Source organism: Sphingobacterium hotanense (assembly GCF_008274825.1).
GTDB lineage: Bacteria > Bacteroidota > Bacteroidia > Sphingobacteriales > Sphingobacteriaceae > Sphingobacterium > Sphingobacterium hotanense.
Genome location: NZ_CP030848.1, coordinates 375,799 through 393,133, shown reverse-complemented (window position 1 = coordinate 393,133; position 17,335 = coordinate 375,799). Strand labels below are relative to the sequence as shown.

Sequence of the window (17,335 nt, the reverse complement as noted above, 5' to 3'; positions counted from 1 at the left end):
ACTTATTTTTGTTGTTTAAAAACTAAATTAACGGTTCCTCCGTTGGTTGATTTGATAAGCACCGTTGCTTCGCGCGCAGCGGAAGTCGTATTGCTAGCAACCACTACTTGCTGCGTTACTTTTGCAGAACCATATTTGCGATTGATACTGACCCAGGAAGCATCTGCTCCTGCTTCAATCCACCATCCATTTGTTGTTGCATCGATGGTAAGCGTATAAGAGCCGCCATTTGCGGGAATACTTGCCGGAATTTCATGAGTAACATCAAATGGTCCGGGTTGAGGTTTCACATGCTGATCCTTCTCACAAGAAGAGAAGATGGTGGCAAAAAGCAATACCATCAGAAAATAAGATGTATGTCGAATAAATTGCATTATATTATTTTTCATCGTTTACCAATTAGGGTTCTGTTTCCACTTTCCATTTGTCAACTCCAACATTCTTTGTTGAATTGGCAATAGATAATCTCTATTCACTTTAAATCCGTAGCCATTCGGCATCACTTGCTTATACGGGTCTATATATCGCTTAGCGTCATTAGGCTGCCCATTCAGGAAGAAGTTTACGCTTTTACCGGCAGGAGCCGTATCAAAGTAAAGCAAGGCATCATTGTAGAAACCGGCTGCTGTGTTTTGTGAAGCCAGGTCGCTACCTACGAAAAGCGCCCCTAATGGTCTTTTTCCAACTAGTAGCACATCTGCAGCAGCCCAGCGCATTATATCATCTAAACGCGTACCTTCAGCGACCATCTCTACTCGGCGTTCGCGACGTACAGCCTGCAACGCTTTCGACAAGGTGCGGAATGCATATTCAGCTTGCGCGTTATACTCTAGTTCGATGTCCATTGCCGGCATACCGACACGTGTTCTCAAAGGAGTCAATGCCTGGGTCGCTAAACTAACATCACCATCTAACTCTACCACCGCTTCTGCATAATTTAGAAGCACCTCGGCGTAGCGGAAATAAATAACGGGTGCAGCACTCATACCATCATCAGTAGTTGCAGCGATATTATCGTATTCGATATACTTATACATCGGATATCCTGTGGTATTTCTGTTGAAGCCACTTTGATTGATAGGAGGGAAAGGTGGCACCACGCCGCCCGGGCGCAAAGGCTGTCCAGCGACACCTGCTGTCTGAAATAACCGCGGATCGCGGATCGTAGGTTGCAATTCTTGCCCGTAATTCTTTTGGGCTTGCTCGCGAACAGCACCAACAAAAGGTTTACCATCGCGTGTTAGATAATCATCGACTAAGCTTAATGTTAAGCCAATATCGCCACCTCCGGAGGATAAATATTTAGAAACTCCGTGACCGATATTCTCTGCCGGATTGTACCGGCGAAATAACAACACTTCTTTGTTTCCTCGCAGATCTGTATTGTTGAACATGTTCTTGTAATCTGCCAGCGGGTTTCCTGTCGATGAAATCTGCCAACGCCCAGCATCTATTACTTTTTTTGCAGCATCGCGTGCTTGCGTTAGATAGGCATTAATTTTCTGTGCGGTGACCGCGCTTGAAGCGAAACCAGTCCCTTTTGCTTGATGATATTTTTGCCATGTTCCTTCGTACAAAGCAACACGAGAAGTCATTGCGAAGGCCACATCGCGGTGAACGCGCATGCTATTGTTATTGGTTTGAATAGCAAGGAGTTCGCTTGCGCGATCAAGATCTTGCAAAATAGAGTCCACGACCACTAAACGGCTATCGCGCTGTAAAAAGGTCGATTCATCTTCGGAATTTAATAAGGTATTGACCCAGCTTACATCACCATATTTTTTAACTAAAGAAAAATAAAACCAGGCTCTAAAAAAGTAGGCTTCCCCCAAATATTGGTTGATTTCTGTCTGATTCCCCTTAGCGTCTTTGGCTTGATTCAAAAAGAAGTTCAATCCGCGGATCTGATTATACTCGGTTAATGCTATTGCGTTAGAAATGGTCAGCTGTCCGTTTAATCGTGGGTTCACGGTGGTAAAGATCATGTTGTCCGTACGCGCATCGTCAAAAGCAATCCCCTCACCTCCCGTAAAATTGGGATGATTTGGAAGTTGCTCATAAAACTGATTCATATACAGTCTCAATTCATTGACTGTTGCCAAGCTTCCGCTCGTTGAAAGTTGATCTTGTGGCAGTCGATTTAAGAAATCTTTACCACAACTAGTCGTAAAGAATACTAATAAAATATATAAATAATGATGTTTTTTCATAAGAAATAGTCTTAAAATGTGATATTTACACCGAAAGAATAGACCTTGCTCAACGGATATAGTTTTCCTGTTCCTTGTCCGCCAACTAATGTTTCAGGATCGAACATTCCAGCGAGCTTGGTGAAGGTCAGCAAGTTGTCGCCTGTGCCGAACACAGTTAATCGATTGATCTTCATACGCTGTGTCCATTCTCTGTTGAACGTATATTGCAGCGTCAAGTTCTTCAGACGGATGTAAGAAGCATTTTGGATATATCGGCTAGCAGGGGATTGTGTTTTATTGGTATAAGAAGCTATAGCACCGACAGGGGAAGCATAAGGGTTCGGATAGTATGCGTCCGGATTGCTTTCGCTGAAGTAATCTAAATGCGCTTTAAATACAGTAACCTGTGCCAAGGAACCAGCCCCCCAGAAGTAAGCATCTAAGGCAGCAGGCAGGAAGTCTTGTTTTCCAACACCTTGCCATAACATGTTCAGGCTCCAATTCTTCCAATTAACTCCTCCAGAAAGACTAAAGTTATATCGTGCGCTGCTGTTTCCGATAATGCTGTAATCACCCGAGTCTCCTACTCTATTTGCACCGATATCGATCTTGCCGTCACCGTTGATGTCTTCATATTTTACATCACCAGCCACCCAATCACGTGCTGAAAGATAAGATCTATTCAATGTTGCGTTGTAGTTAGCGGCTTCTTCCGCGGTTTTCAACAAGCTATTTGCTGTAAATCCCCATATTTCGCCTACATTCTTACCCTCATACCAAGCTCCCGCAGGATTAAATCGCGTCGGATTTTGGTAGCGTGTTACAACTGAACGGTAGTCGGTCAACATGACACCGAGATCATAGCTTAAGTCTTCCGATATATTGTCTTTCCATTTGATGGAGAGTTCCCATCCGCGGGTTCTTAAGTCTGCATTATTCGACTGTGGAGGTGTAGCACCATACATATCTGCTACATCGCGAGATGGCCCTAACATATCTTTGGTATTGCGTTGATACCATTCTAATGTTCCCGAGAGACGGTTTTCTAACATGGCGTAATCTATTCCGACATTCGTGCTTTGAACCTTCTCCCAAGTGATAAGCGGATTAAAAGCACCTGGCGCTTGAATATAGCTTTCGCGCTCGTCGCCAAAATAGTAGCGACCGCCAGTTCCCAATCCAGGAACAACGATATTCATATTCTCCAGGTACGCGTACATATTTGCGCCCGCTTGATTTCCTAGATTACCATAGGATCCGCGTAGCTTTAACTGATTCAGCCAAGGCAAGCTGTTCTTCACAAATTGTTCCTCGCTGATGTTATACGCCGCAGAAACAGATGGGAAAAATCCCCATCGCTGGTCGCTCGCAAAGCGAGAAGACCCGTCGTAACGTCCGTTAAGTTCTAAAAGGAACTTGCTGTTGAAATTATAGTTGATACGCGCGAAGAAACCTCTTGTTGCCCAGTGGTTCCTTACTTCGGAAGAGGCTTTGGTGCCTGTCGCCAGGTCTGTTCCCGGACGGTCGAAACTGATCAACTCCGTCGCTGAAGCGCCAAGCTCTTTGTATTGATTGTATTCTTGTTGGAAACCTGCCGTTAAATCAAATTGATGTTTGTCTACAGCGACTTTATAATTGGTATAGATATTCGGTGTGATGTAGGTTTGCTCATACATGGTACGAGCAAAGCTACCCGCTAGCGGAATATTAAATTCCGAACGGTTCATGGTAATCGGCGTACCATCAATGCCATAAATTGTACCAGGAACTTTAAGGGTCGAGCCTTCAAAATTTCGCTTGCTGAAGTTCAAATCCGCGAATATTTTCCAGTCCTTTGCAGGTGTTATCTCTAAGCCACCAAGGATAACAAGGGCCGCATTATTGCTTTTATCTTGTGAACCTGATTGCAGATAAGGGACGAACGATTGCTCTGTAAAATTACCATAGAAATCATAGGGTGATACATTCGGACGCATACGGGCAAGGTTGTGAAAGAATAAGCCTTCATAGCCTGCTAACGGCGATTGATTCTGATTGTGCGTGTACTTCACATTGCTTTTTAGCTTGATAAAATCGGCTAATTGTGAATTTACAGACACATTTACGTTATAGCGTTTGTAGTCTATATCCGCATAACGCAATGCACCATCCTCTTGGTAAACACCTCCGGAAACGTAGAATTGTGTTCCATCATTTCCACCACTTAGGTTCATGGTATAGTTCTGGCGAAGCGCATAGGGTTTATAATGAAAATTAAACCAATCTGTATTCGCTACCCCATTTGCACTGTTCTCCCAGCTGCCGTAATTGTTGGAATTTACTTCCGGGAATATGGAAACCGAGCCAGGGTTATCGATATATTGCTGCAAAAGGGCAATCTTCTCTTCGGAATATTGCTTCGTGCCCAATGCGTTGAAAGTTGCTGCGTTAAAATAATTTGCAAAGTCTACAGAATTGACCATATCCGGTAGATTTACCGGGGAAGTGAAGCCTGTATTCGAGCTGAAGTTAATTTGTTTTCTACCTGATGCTCCTTTTTTTGTTGTTACTAAGATAACACCATATGCCGCGCGAGAACCATAGATTGCTGAAGCAGATGCATCTTTGAGTACGGAAATATTTTCAATATCGTTAGGATTGACATCAGCAAGTGACATCTCCATCCCATCTACCAAAACATAAGGTTGATCGGAACCACTTAAGTTACCTGTACCACGAACGTTCAGTTTAAAAGATTGTCCGGGCTTTGTTGCACCATTAACACTTACATTTAGGCCAGGCATGGTTCCCTGCAAACTTTGTGTCGCATTGACCACTGGTCGATTTGCAATCTGGTCGCCAGATATCGTCGCCACCGAACCGGTTAAATTAACTCGCTTTTGCGTACCATAACCTACCACAACAACCTCTTCTAACTGCGCAAGGTCCTCAGCGAGGGTGACCTGCATCGGTTGTCCGGTAAATGGTATTTCTTGGCTCAGAAAACTAACGTAGCTAAAGATCAAGACCGGGTTATTCCCTTCTGTTTCTAACGAGAACTGACCATCGCTATTTGTACTCGTGGAACGTTCTTTTCCTTTTTGTTTTACGGATACTGCCGCAAGTGGGTTTCCATGTTGATCTTTAACAGTCCCTGAAGCTATATTGGATTGTTCATTATTTTTTTCAATCAAGACGCGGTTCGTTCCTAACAGCGTCATTTGGAAGTTCTGCGCTTTCAATATTGGAAGCAAAAGTTCGCGCCAATCTTTATTTTCAACTCGTATATCTGCGATGCGGATATCACGAATCGCATTGTCGTTGTAGATGAATGATACAGCGGTCTGCTCTTCGATTGAATTGAGCAGATTTTTGAGTTTCACATCTTTAAATTGCATGGAAACTTTGTTTTGTGCTTTGGATTCGCTAGCCATGCTGTGGGCAGCAAAAGCCAACGTAAAAATCAGGATAAATTTGACCATCAAGAGCCACTTTACGTAATTAGGAATGGGCACACGATTTAGTTCATGTGATTTTTTTTTCATAAATTTAGTTTTTAAATAATCAGATGTGAGCATCCAACTTTCCTAGGGCGAGATGCTCATGGTTTAAATCATTTGGGTATTCCTTTTCCAAAGGGATACCCTTTTTTTGTGTTTGTCTTCTATCTTTTATTTGATAATTATGGTCTCTCCTTTCATCGTATAATTAAGGTTTTTATTAGTTTTTTGAAGTATTGACAAGACTTGCTGACAGGTTGGTTCCTCAAAAACTCCTGTGAAGGCTTGTTCTTTTAATTGATCATTTTCTACGATAATGGTCACGTCGTACCAGCGTTCAAGCCTCTTTACAACTTCCACCAAGCGGTCTGCTTTGAACACCAATTTATTCTCAGTCCAAAGCGCATCTAAGGCTTTGTTGTCTTTTTTCTCGACGTTCCGAAAAGCGACGGTATGTTGAATAGCGGTTGTATCTGCCAGAGCCAAACTCACCTTTCCATTGACTTCCTTACGAGCAATCTCTATCCTATCGCCGGGTTTCATTACGAAGTCCTTGCTGCCTTTGCTTTCGTTCAAGGTTAGTTTTACTTTTCCTTCTATCAAGGAAGTCACAACTTGTCCTTGATCCGGATAGGCCTGTAGGTTGAAAATAGTTCCTACGACATTCACATCGACTTCGCCCACTTTTACTCTCATCGGCAGCGCCGTATTCTTCGCCACCGAGAAGTAACCCTCACCCAACAGCTGTAAGTTGCGATGTTCTTTCCCATAGCCCTGCTTCAACATCAACTTACTATCGCTATTGAGCCAAACCTCTGTTCCGTCGACTAACTTAAAGTATTTACGTTCGCCTTTTTGAGTCGTCAGTTCCATCCAATCGCCTTCGACTGCTGGAGTTTCTTTTGTCTTATATAGATAGAACAGTGAAAAAATCAGCAATACCGCAGCTGCCGCCTGAAAGAACTTCTTCCAAGGGAAAATTTGCGCTGTAGGCTTTGTTGGATTTGACGTTACGCTATCGGGAATATCATTAGGTCGGGACTTCTCATAAAGCACTTCTAACTCCAATCTGTCCTGCTCTGTCTCTTCTTCCGATAGTAGGTACTCGTACAGTGTCACGCGGTCCGGATCTTGCAATAGCAACTCTTGCAACCTGATCTCCTGATCGGCTGACAGTTCGTTAGCAAGTGCTAAATTCAATAAGCTAAGAAATTCTTCGTCCGTGTGATTCATACTTTTGGTCTTCATTCACATAGACACGTGTGGTTGAGAAAATCACCAATCGATTATTGGAAATCCTGAAAAATGGAGCGTAAAATACTGATAATGAGTAATAAAAAATTATCTATTTTTCAGCGAATGCCAGATTTTTGCGAGTGCGATCTGAATATGTCGATCAACCGTATTCTTGGAGATGTTCATTATTTCCGCTGCTTCTTGGTAGCTACGGGACTCTTCTTTAACGAGAAGAAAAGCTTGCTTTGTTTTCTGAGGCAGTGCGTCAATGGCCTGTTGTATTTCTTTAACCCCTTCACTTTCCATCATTAGGCGCTCGGGATCCGGGAACTCTATGTTCATTTCCGCGAAATCGTCGGGAACAAGATAAACAGGTTGATTTAATCGTAATAAATTGAGGCATCTGTTTTTTACCATCCGTAGGAGATAGCCTTCCACGGAAGAGACATGCATGAGGTCACTTCCTAAATGCCACATCTTCCACATCACTTCCGAACAGACGTCTTGAGCGAGTGCGTAGTCTTTTAGAAAACCAAAGGCATACCGCTCAAGAACTTTGTAGTTCCTAAGGAAATAAGATTTAAAAACCATCTCATCTCTATATTGCGCAATGCGTTCCTTTTCCAGGGAAGTTAGTGGTTTAAACGGCATTTTTTTCACAGTGACTTGGCAAGATAAGAATTTTAATACAAACAGCATTGTAAAAGCAATGAAGCGGAATCCTTCGCTAGCAGATTGGAAATTGGCTTAATCAGGTTAGTTTTTTACCAGCACAGGCTTTCATAGTTTTGAATATCCAGATTGCAACAACTCGCGATTTAAAATCGAATTACATGGATTTATTCCAACATTCCTTGAAAAAATACCGGCATCGTTTGCGTAGATTTTTAATCTTAGTAACCCTTGATTTTCGTAGATTGTTATAAAAGAGCGAGGCTTATCCTTGCTCGTATAAAATTATAAACTTGTCAATTTTTTCTTGGTCGAACATGGGCTATGATTTGTATCTGTAGCTCCGTAGGAATTTTAATTTCGATAGATTCCGTCGATTGTTTTGCCTTCGAAAAACCAACTAAACCAACGTAAAATCGCTTCTGTGTTTTTACAGCATTTACTAATGAAAAACAATTTATTATGGATAGTATTTCAAGAAAGACATTTTTAAAGACCTTATCGCTATTGAGCATAGGGACGATGGTCAACCTTCCTACTGATGCTTTTGGATTAAATCGTAAGCTTCGCGTCGTACTCGTTGGTACCGGGATTCGAGGAATTACATTCTGGGGACGTCGATTGGTTGAGCAGTTTCCTGACACACTCGAATTTGTCGGTTTAAGCGACATCAATCCAGGGCGCCTAAAGTATGCGAAGGAGTATATTGGGGTATCTTGTCCGACCTTCGTAAATTATGACGAGATGCTACGTAAAACAAAGCCAGATTTAATCATGGTCTGTACGACCGATGCTTCTCATCATGAACTTATTATCAAAGGTTTGGCTTATTGTGATGTTTTAACGGAAAAACCATTAACTATCGATGAAGTAAAGGCACAAGCAATCATTGATGCGGAGAAAAAATATGGGAAGAATGTGATTGTTGGTTTCAATTACCGTTGGAGCCCTTACATGACTAAGATTAAACAGCTTATTTCAGAAGGCGCGATTGGCGAGGTTACTTCTGTGGATTTTAACTGGTACTTGAATACTCATCATGGCGCTTCTTATTTCCGTCGCTGGCACGGATTGATGAATAAAGGTGGCTCCTTATGGATTCACAAAGCAACACACCACTTTGATTTGCTGAACTGGTGGTTATCGGCAGAACCGGAAGAGGTTTTTGCATATGGTGCCTTAGAGCATTATGGTAAAAATGGTCCATTCCGCGGAAAGAACTGTCGCTCGTGTGATCATAAGAAAGATTGCGCTTATTACTGGGACATTACGAAGGATAAACAAGCAATGAATCTATATGTAGCGAACGAAAACTATGATGGCTATCTTCGAGATGGCTGCGTTTATCGAAATGAAATCGACATTTACGATAAGATGTCCGCACAGATCAAATACAAAAATGGCGTAATCGCTAATTACTCTTTAACCACCTATTCTCCATATGAAGGTTGGCGAATTGCATTCAACGGGCAAAAAGGTAGAATTGATGCTTGGCTAGATATTCCTTTTATCAATGGAGAAAATTTAAGCCAAGAGGAATTGCACGCTGCAGAGATGCAACAAGCGAAAAGTGATACTACGGAATCACAGCTTATTTTGTTCAGAAACTGGGAAAAATATGAGGTCGTTACGGTTTCTAGCGAGCGTAGTGGCCATGGTGGTGGCGATCGCCGCTTGCAGGAAGATTTGTTTTTAAAGAAGTCGGCTGAAGATCCTTACGACCACAGAGCCAATCTGAGGGATGGCGTTTTGTCGGTGCTGATCGGTGTGGCTGCTAGAAAAAGTATAGAAGCAGGAAAACCGATTCAAATTGGGTCGCTGACAGACTTGAAGCCGGAGATAAAGAAGAGTTAGGGTTTGAAGGGGGGGATCCCCATATTCAGCTTTAAATTATGATTTACCCAAAGTTGAGTGTTGACTATTTTGTATTCGGAGCTGTTGAATTATATCAGCTCCGAATACAAATTTGGATATTACATATTTTGCAAAATTACCGAATGTCTGTTCTAACTTTGTTTTAAGTTGTCGGACTCAAAACCGTGAGCACGAAGCACATCAGGCGGCACGCCTTGCCAAATGCCTGGAATATTCCCCACGTATCCCAAATCATTGATTCCCATTTTCGTCGTAAAAAAACCAGAAGTTGTAAAATTCCGTAGGATTGAGAAAAAAGCAACGCCCTGCATCATCTCTGGTTTTGCTTTTTCAGGATAAGCAATATCGTCGACGAAGGCCAGTTGTTCTTCTTTTTTGCATTTGATAAATGGGTTGGAAAAACGCTTCTGCGACTGTATATCCAACCAGCGTAATCCGCCACGCATCGGTACCTGATTGCTTGGAATATCTTTTACCATAAATTCGATGAAAGCCGGTACGCCCGCCTCAGAGGCAGATCCGGAGATTTCATCCTTTGGAATGATAATATCGGCAAGCACGGTGATGGTCGCCATTTCATGTTCTGTAAAGAAGGTCTCGTCCAAGAGTTCCTGCGTGCGCTCATGTTCGAAGTCCTGCACACCCGGAAGTTTATCGCCTGCATTTACCGTAGCTTTCTTCGCATTTGTTTTATCGGCTTTACATGCTCCTGCGATTACGCTAGAGCCTGCAGCAATAAGCCCTAAGGCTTTTAATGAATCTCTTCTGTTCATCGTTCGATTAGCTGTTTAATTTGCTTTTTTGTTCTAAGATGTATTCTGCCGTACGCATGGATAACGCTAGGATTGTCCAGGTCAGGTTCTTATCGCCTTGTTGCACGAAAGGTCCAGCATCAACTACGTAAAGGTTTTTGCAGTCATGCGCCTGTCCCCACTTATTGAGCACCGATGTTTTCGGGTCGTTGCCCATCCGTGTCGTTCCGCCCTCATGAATAATTTTTCCAGGCGCTTCTAAACCATATAAGGTATCCAACCCTTTTCGATCGGAAGTAATAATTGCGCCCATCTCGTGCATGATAGACTCAAATGTTTCTTGCATATGTTTTGCCTGCATCACTTCTTCGTTCGCCCATTTATAATGGAATCGCAGTGTGGGGATACCAAACTTGTCAACTTGTAGCGGATCAATTTCACAGTAATTTTCCTTCCTAGCCAATGCAGTGCCGCGCCCAGACATGCGTACGGATGCACCATAGATTCGTCTAATATCTTGTTTCAAGGATTCACCGTATCCGCCAGAAACCTTTACTTCTCCAATGCTACTAAAGATCTTTCCGTTAATATTTGGCACTCCATGAAAGGAACCATAAGAAGGCATTCCCATACCTCCACCATACTCAATATGGTAGCCTCTGGGAAAACTAAGATTCCCATGATCTCCCCACCATGGCGAATAAATATGTACACTTCCAGTACCGTCTTCATTATAACGTTTTCTATCCAAAAGGCTTGGCACAATCCCTACCATGCTAGCTCCTGTGGAGTCGTGTAGGTATTTACCAATTAATCCACTACTATTACCAAGACCAGCCGGATGTGCGGAAGACTTAGAATTTAGCAAGAGACGAGCAGACTCGCATGCGCTAGCACCCAATATGATTACCTTAGCCTTCGCTGAATACTCTTGATACGTCTGAGTTTGCACATATGAAACTCCCGTAGCAACACCCTCATCATTGGTCAATACCTCGCGTACCATAGCATTGTCTATTACTTCTAAATTACCTGTTTTGATTGCAGGAATAACCAAACAAGAAGAAGACGAAAAATCGCCGTAAACTTTACAGGAGCGCCCACATTGTCCACAATAAAAGCAGGTTCCACGGCCTTTGATTTCAGAAGACGCTTCCGTCAATACCGCCCCTCTCCCAGCGATAACCGGCACTCCTACTTTATTAGCAGCTCGCGCTATGTAAAGTTCATGTAACCTGGGTTTGGGAGGTTTCATAAAAATACCATCTGGTTCATTTTTTATGCCCTCTACTGTTCCATATATTCCAATCATGCGATCTACACGATCATAGAAAGGTTTGATATCGTCATAAGTAATCGGCCATGCATCTGTGATACCGTCAGTCGGCTGAAAATCATCAGGTCCCATACGTAAGGATATGCGGCCCCAATGATTTGTTCTTCCGCCGAGCATCCTCGCTCTGAACCACTCAAACTGAGTCCCATCTAATTTACTATACGGTTCACCTTCAATCTGCCATCCTCCATATGCAGCATCAAAATCGCCAAATGGTCGGGTTGTTGGTGCTCCACGACGTGGAGACTCCCATGGCCAACGCATTTGTAAAGCATCTTTGGCAGGGTCGAAAAACGGTCCTGCCTCCAACATCAATACTTTCAGTCCCGCATTGGCAAGAATATATCCAGCCATACCTCCACCAGCCCCCGATCCAACTACAATTGCATCATAGATCCTTGGATTCTCTTTGATTTGAAATGTGCTCATTTGGGTATATATTTGGTTTAATTAAATACTTGAAATAAATTGAAGTGCCACTCAGGCTCTCTTAGGCTTGTCTTTTCTTAATTTCTAGACGATGTTTCCCACTACCTTCCGGTAAACGGATAGTTAATAAACCAGGCTCAATTTGTTCAAAAAAGCAAGGTTTTCCATCTAACAATACCTGATAAAGGTGAGATGGATTAAGACATACCAATAGCTGCGGTTTATGTCGATCAGATGATGCGACAAATAGTTGAGCGTTCAAACTGTCAAAAGTTGGTGAGAATTCCTGCTGTTCCACCCAAATATCAAATCCAGTAGTAAGTGTTCCTTTCTGAAAATATGCGTGAAACCAAGACAGAATGGGCATCGATAAACCAGAGAAATGGTGCCATCCTGCTCCTCGTCCGTTTTCGGCAAGAAAATGTTCAAACGTGTGATTGGATCGCGAAGTTTCCAAATGATAAATTTGCAACGCTTTGTCAGCGATCTTTTTTGCTAAATCTGCTCGTCCCAAATCTAGCATCGTTTTCCAAACGAAATATTGATGTGGCATCCACACAGCACCATTCCAATACCCATCATTTTTGTAATACGGATTTTTTTGGTCTACCACGCTCATTCCACTTGCTGTCCACATTCTATCGGATGAAAACATCTTCTCTAAAAGAATTTCCTCTTGCTCTGGAGTACATATGCCTGCGATTAGTGGATATGCACCATCCAATCCCATATTGTAATCAGCTCCAGTTGAATCTGTGAAGTGTCTCAAAGGCTGACCCATTTTATCATGGACAACATAGCTAAAATAACCAGATGACGAATTCCATGCATATTTTTGAACTGCATTGGCAAATTCATTTATTTGTCGCTGATATGTGGATACATCTTCGTTAAAACCTAATTCCAAAGCGGCAAAACGCAAAATTTTCGCCATACGAATGCAATGTGCTGTACTAATTACGGGCGTCACGGTATCTGCAAGTTTATATTTATGCACTGCAACCTGAGCAGGATAGTCATCCCAACCGCCAGAATTATAAAAGTAATCCCAAGTACGTATCAGGTTGGACGGCATGAGGGTATTACTTTTCGAATTTTCACCAGAAATAAAATCATATATCCTTTTCAGACGAGGATATAAGTATCGAAGCATGGTTTTATCTTGTGACTTGTTCCAAAGATCAAAAAACGCATATAGTTGTATTGCTAATGGAGAGCCATGATGCAAAAATGGAGATTGCTCCTCTGAGTTCGTTGTATAGGCGTTAATATTCTCAAGAGCAAGTTCTGGATTAACTTCATTGAGCCCAAGGGCAATGAAACCTGAATCCCATGTGTATAGACTATTCCAATTCTTCCCTGGCGTGAAATGCTTAATAAAACGATTACTCGTGTAAATAGGGAATACAATATTACTATATAGTGTCGCTGTCAAACGCTCTATCGTTGGGAGATAGTCTTGTCCAGCCTCTAGAATCCGTTCATGGCTCCGCTGTCGCTCGAACTCCTGAATTTCATTTATGTGTTTTGAAAATTCCAGCGGCCACCCCTTCTTAGGCTTAGAGGACTCATCCGTCGAAATTATCATATGTATTGTGCTGTCTGTTTGGGGCGTTAGTAAAATTGGTCCAAGATGGACATTCGTGTAATGTCCTTTTTGGTCTCCTATAAAATCGAAGTCAACGTGCTTGTGAATCTTTTCTCTAAAAAAGAGGTCGAGTTCGTGATGTTGATAGGTTCTAATTTTTGTGCGCTCAAAGTCCCAGTTAATATTATACGTCTTTTCAACATAAGGGTATTTTAATTCCAAACGTTTTTCGGACGAGTGTAATTTGCTCAAGGGGATATAGTTTGCTATGCTATCTACTATTATGGGATGGGATGGGTCTTGCCTTGATAAGAAGAATCCATTAATTACGAACGGTTCTCCACCCTTACTCCGAATTTCTAATTCTTGCCTGCCTTTTTTGCTAATAGGCAAATAGATTACCTGAAGTCCTTCCCCTCCCTTTAATGCTACATCTCCTTGCACAAAGCCTGAAATTTGCACTTCTCCAGAAGTGTTAGCATGCTCCATCTGATAAACTAAACCCAAATATTGATACTCGTCTCTTACATCGAACTTGTATATTAAAAAATCGTCCGCATTTTTTCCGAAACCTTTCCCAATTGCTTTCGCATCTAAAAAGTCGCCTGAATATATCTCACCTCGACGATATCCCATATGAACTAAATAGTCTGTAGGACGCGGATGACTGAACTGCATTTCATGATAGTCTGTTGCGTTCACCCATTGAAAATCTTTTAGATTTTCGATTTTCCATTTAGGCAGCTGATCAGGAAAGCACAGGTGTGATATAAAATCAAGAGTCATAGTTTGTGGATCCGTGCTTTTATTGACTAGCTTTAGATTGAGATACACGCTGGATTCATCATTCCTCAAATAGGTAGTGTCGGCATAAACTTCTTCGTTAACACCCATATGATATCTATACGTAATTAGTCGCCCATCGATTGATACATACCAAGGAGTATAATCCGATTCGAAAAGCACATTTGGGATGTAAACTTTATTACGATAATATCCCGGTATGATCGAGAAGTCAATGCGCAGTCCCTTTTCCTTGGATGCAATGTGCGATATGCCAACGTAGCGCTTAGAGAAAGGTCCCCAATCGCTATCCCAAACGTCATGGCTTGACTCGAGATTTTTATAGTTAATAGAGCTAGGCAATTTCGTTTGTGCAAATATTCCTATTGTAAGGATTTTCAAAAAAAGAGCTATAAAAAAAACACGGAAAACTTGTTTCATATTGACGTATAATAAAAATTCTACGAATAATTCTTCATTGGAAAATTTCATATGGCTGCCCTTAGGAAATTGGGAAGCGGTTTATCTCCACAAGAATACATCCTTTTACTAACTACAATTATATGGACCAAAGGAAGACTGAAGGTTGTAATTTTGATCGAGAACATGAATGTGATAAATTTCACCATTGGGGTCGACACGGATAATTACATGACCTGCTGTACTTTTCATCTGATTAATTCTGGACTCGCGTATAATCGACTTAGTTTCTTCATATATTTTAGTGCTGAATATTCCGCGTGGTCCGGGATAGGCTTGAGAAGGCTCCAATAATCGAATAAAAGTTGTGCTGTTTGGCTGTCCAGCATTCCAAGGCTGGATAATCACATTCTGAGGTCGTACAGATTGGAGAAAATCTAGTCCCATAGCGTCATGAAATCCATGATTATTTGCAACACAAACTTCTACGGGACCGACGACTAACCCTACTGCAGCTTCTATGTTTTTCCAACTTCCAGGTGGAACATGGTCATGCCCCAAATCTCCTCCATAGAAATAATCAAATCTACCATAGGAAATACGTATCGCTGCACTATATTGATTTTCTGTAGGAAGATTCTCTTTAGATAAAGTTTTCAGCGGAGGAAAATGTTCATGAACCTGTTGGTTAATCCCCGTCCAAATTCGACCATTGGCTGCTAAGTTTTGTACTTCAAAAGTAGGATACTCCGCAGGGTTATTGAGTAGTATAAATTGTTCATTTGAACCTATATCAAATTGATCGATTGTCCCTCCATTGTTGACATATTTTTTCGCAAAACGAATATAATTTCCAAGCCTTCTATTATCTCGATCATTAGCGTACAATTCATAGTTTGGCCAGCCACGATCAACAATTTTTTTAACGGCGATCTTCTCAACCAGCTCAGCAATCCCCGATGGATAATCATTACCGGACTTATTACTATTTAAACCTAGACCGGTGTTGCCAATGTGATCGGGATTGAAATTTGTCAGTAATGCATAATCGATATTTGGCTCAAGGAGTTTTGGCGTCATCTTATTAATATACTTCGCTATAGTCTGTGCAGCAGACGGCTCTTTTTCGACAGAGCCGCCTTCATTGGAAGTATTACCGACATCTCCGGCGTCGATTAACATGGTCGTACCGTCTGGAAGAATGATAAAAGTGGAAGAGCCCTTTCCAGTGCTGACGTGGTGGATTTCTAAATACCCTTGCTTCCATTCAGGCATTTCTAGCAATTTATTCTGCCCATATACACAGAAGAAAATGAGAATTTCCGTGAATACAATAATCGCTCGCCAAAGTGTTTTATTTACTTTCATAAGGCCCGTGTATAGATTTAATGGTATAATTTTCATTGCTATCGTCTAGAATAATAACTTGGTATTTTTCACCGCCAGGGTGAACTCTTACCACCATATGGCCCTGTGTACTCTTTATTTGATCGACCAACTCACTACCCAAAACCTTTCTATTGGCGTCAAATAAGTTGCTGCAAAAAACATCTCGTTCGCCAGGATATACTTTTTGGGATAGCATATTTTCTAGCGCTACAGCGTCTGGGTGACTCAGTGCGAACCCTTGAATCAGGAATACTCGGGGCGATAAGGCTGATACAAATTCCTTGCTCATCGCATCTTTCCCATGATGATTAACTTCACAAACTTCCACAGGTCCTGTAACCAAACCTACAGGTAACTCAATTTGTTTCCAGTGGCCTGGCTTCTCTTTGGAGACTAGGTCGGCACCGTTGAAATAGTCGAACTTGCCGTAGCTGATTTTGAAAACAGTACTTATCGCATTTTCTTCTGGATAATCATTTTCGTTTAAATATTCAATAGGTGGAAAATAATTACGATGAACCTGTTCGACACCGGTCCATACAATACCATTGGCTGCTATATTTCTCACTTTGAAGGACGGATAGTTATCGGAGTTATAGTACAATTTAAACTGCTTTTCCGATCCGACCATAAACTTTTCGATTGGCACCTGCTTCGCTCGAAGCTTTTCAACAAACTTTAGATAGTTCCCTATTGTCTTATCTTCTGATAGTGGAGTGGGCCAAGAATAATCTGGCCAAGCTCGATCAACAAGTCTGTCAAACGGGATGAGCTCCCCGACCTCGGTGATACCAGTTAAAATGAACTCTTCATGAGCAGATTTTCGATCGCTCAGTTCTACATTTCCCATGTGATCATCGTGAAAATGAGTCAGCAGTACTTGGTCGATTTTATCACGCTGCAACGGCTTCATCATCTGTTTAATATAACGAGCAATCCATTGACCTGCACTTTGACTAGCATTTGGTCGAAAGTTACGTTGGTCAGTTCCCGTTTCTCCTGCATCAACCAACATCGTCGTACCATCAGGAAAAATCGCAAAAAGACACTCCCCACGTCCCGTGTTAATATGATGCAAATCCAAATAGCCCTGTTGCCATTGCGGGAACACTTTGCCGATTTGCTGCTGCGCCTTAAGCAAGAAGGGAGAGCATATTAACAATAATATTATCATCAAGAAATTT

Annotated in this window: 11 protein-coding genes; 1 reads left to right on the top strand and 10 read right to left on the bottom strand. The window is 41.9% G+C overall.

Annotated features, from left to right (window positions below; translation table 11 throughout):
- Positions 1-2: 2 nt before the first annotated feature.
- The 5 genes from DSM08_RS01590 to DSM08_RS01570 form a co-directional block, all read right to left on the bottom strand.
- Entirely contained in the window at positions 3-389 is a 387-nt protein-coding gene (locus DSM08_RS01590; RefSeq protein ID WP_149524505.1) for a BACON domain-containing protein, read from the bottom strand.
- A 3-nt stretch (positions 390-392) separates the two neighbouring features.
- Positions 393-2,210: a RagB/SusD family nutrient uptake outer membrane protein gene (locus tag DSM08_RS01585; RefSeq protein WP_149524504.1), complete on the bottom strand. Its 1,818-nt coding sequence runs from the start codon at positions 2,208-2,210 to the stop codon at positions 393-395.
- Between the two features lie 11 nt (positions 2,211-2,221).
- Entirely contained in the window at positions 2,222-5,716 is a 3,495-nt protein-coding gene (locus tag DSM08_RS01580) for a SusC/RagA family TonB-linked outer membrane protein (protein ID WP_187773948.1), read from the bottom strand.
- Between the two features lie 126 nt (positions 5,717-5,842).
- Positions 5,843-6,904 carry a FecR family protein gene (locus DSM08_RS01575; protein ID WP_187773947.1) on the bottom strand — a complete coding sequence of 354 codons (1,062 nt, stop codon included), beginning with the start codon at positions 6,902-6,904 and terminating at the stop codon, positions 5,843-5,845.
- Positions 6,905-7,012: 108 nt separating this feature from the next.
- Entirely contained in the window at positions 7,013-7,558 is a 546-nt protein-coding gene (locus DSM08_RS01570) for an RNA polymerase sigma factor (RefSeq protein WP_187773946.1), read from the bottom strand.
- A gap of 483 nt (positions 7,559-8,041) precedes the next feature.
- Here DSM08_RS01570 and DSM08_RS01565 point away from each other — a divergent pair, with 483 nt between their 5' ends.
- Positions 8,042-9,433, top strand: a complete 1,392-nt coding sequence (locus DSM08_RS01565) for a Gfo/Idh/MocA family oxidoreductase (protein WP_149524500.1) — start codon at positions 8,042-8,044, stop codon at positions 9,431-9,433.
- A 152-nt stretch (positions 9,434-9,585) separates the two neighbouring features.
- Here the strand turns inward: DSM08_RS01565 and DSM08_RS01560 are convergent, their stop codons facing one another.
- The 5 genes from DSM08_RS01560 to DSM08_RS01540 all read right to left on the bottom strand — a co-directional run bounded on the left by DSM08_RS01560 (position 9,586) and on the right by DSM08_RS01540 (position 17,325).
- Positions 9,586-10,227: a gluconate 2-dehydrogenase subunit 3 family protein gene (locus DSM08_RS01560; RefSeq protein ID WP_149524499.1), complete on the bottom strand. Its 642-nt coding sequence runs from the start codon at positions 10,225-10,227 to the stop codon at positions 9,586-9,588.
- Between the two features lie 7 nt (positions 10,228-10,234).
- The gene (locus tag DSM08_RS01555; RefSeq protein WP_149524498.1) at positions 10,235-11,971 is read right to left on the bottom strand and encodes a GMC oxidoreductase; all 1,737 of its coding nucleotides are present in this window, start codon (positions 11,969-11,971) and stop codon (positions 10,235-10,237) included.
- 61 nt (positions 11,972-12,032) lie between these two features.
- Positions 12,033-14,834: an MGH1-like glycoside hydrolase domain-containing protein gene (locus tag DSM08_RS01550; protein WP_149524497.1), complete on the bottom strand. Its 2,802-nt coding sequence runs from the start codon at positions 14,832-14,834 to the stop codon at positions 12,033-12,035.
- Positions 14,835-14,891: 57 nt separating this feature from the next.
- On the bottom strand, positions 14,892-16,130 hold the full coding sequence (locus tag DSM08_RS01545) for a ComEC/Rec2 family competence protein (RefSeq protein WP_149524496.1): 1,239 nt from the start codon (positions 16,128-16,130) through the stop codon (positions 14,892-14,894).
- The gene (locus tag DSM08_RS01540; protein ID WP_187773945.1) at positions 16,117-17,325 is read right to left on the bottom strand and encodes a ComEC/Rec2 family competence protein; all 1,209 of its coding nucleotides are present in this window, start codon (positions 17,323-17,325) and stop codon (positions 16,117-16,119) included. The genes DSM08_RS01545 and DSM08_RS01540 overlap by 14 nt, the downstream gene beginning before the upstream one ends.
- Between the last annotated feature and the right edge of the window lie 10 nt (positions 17,326-17,335).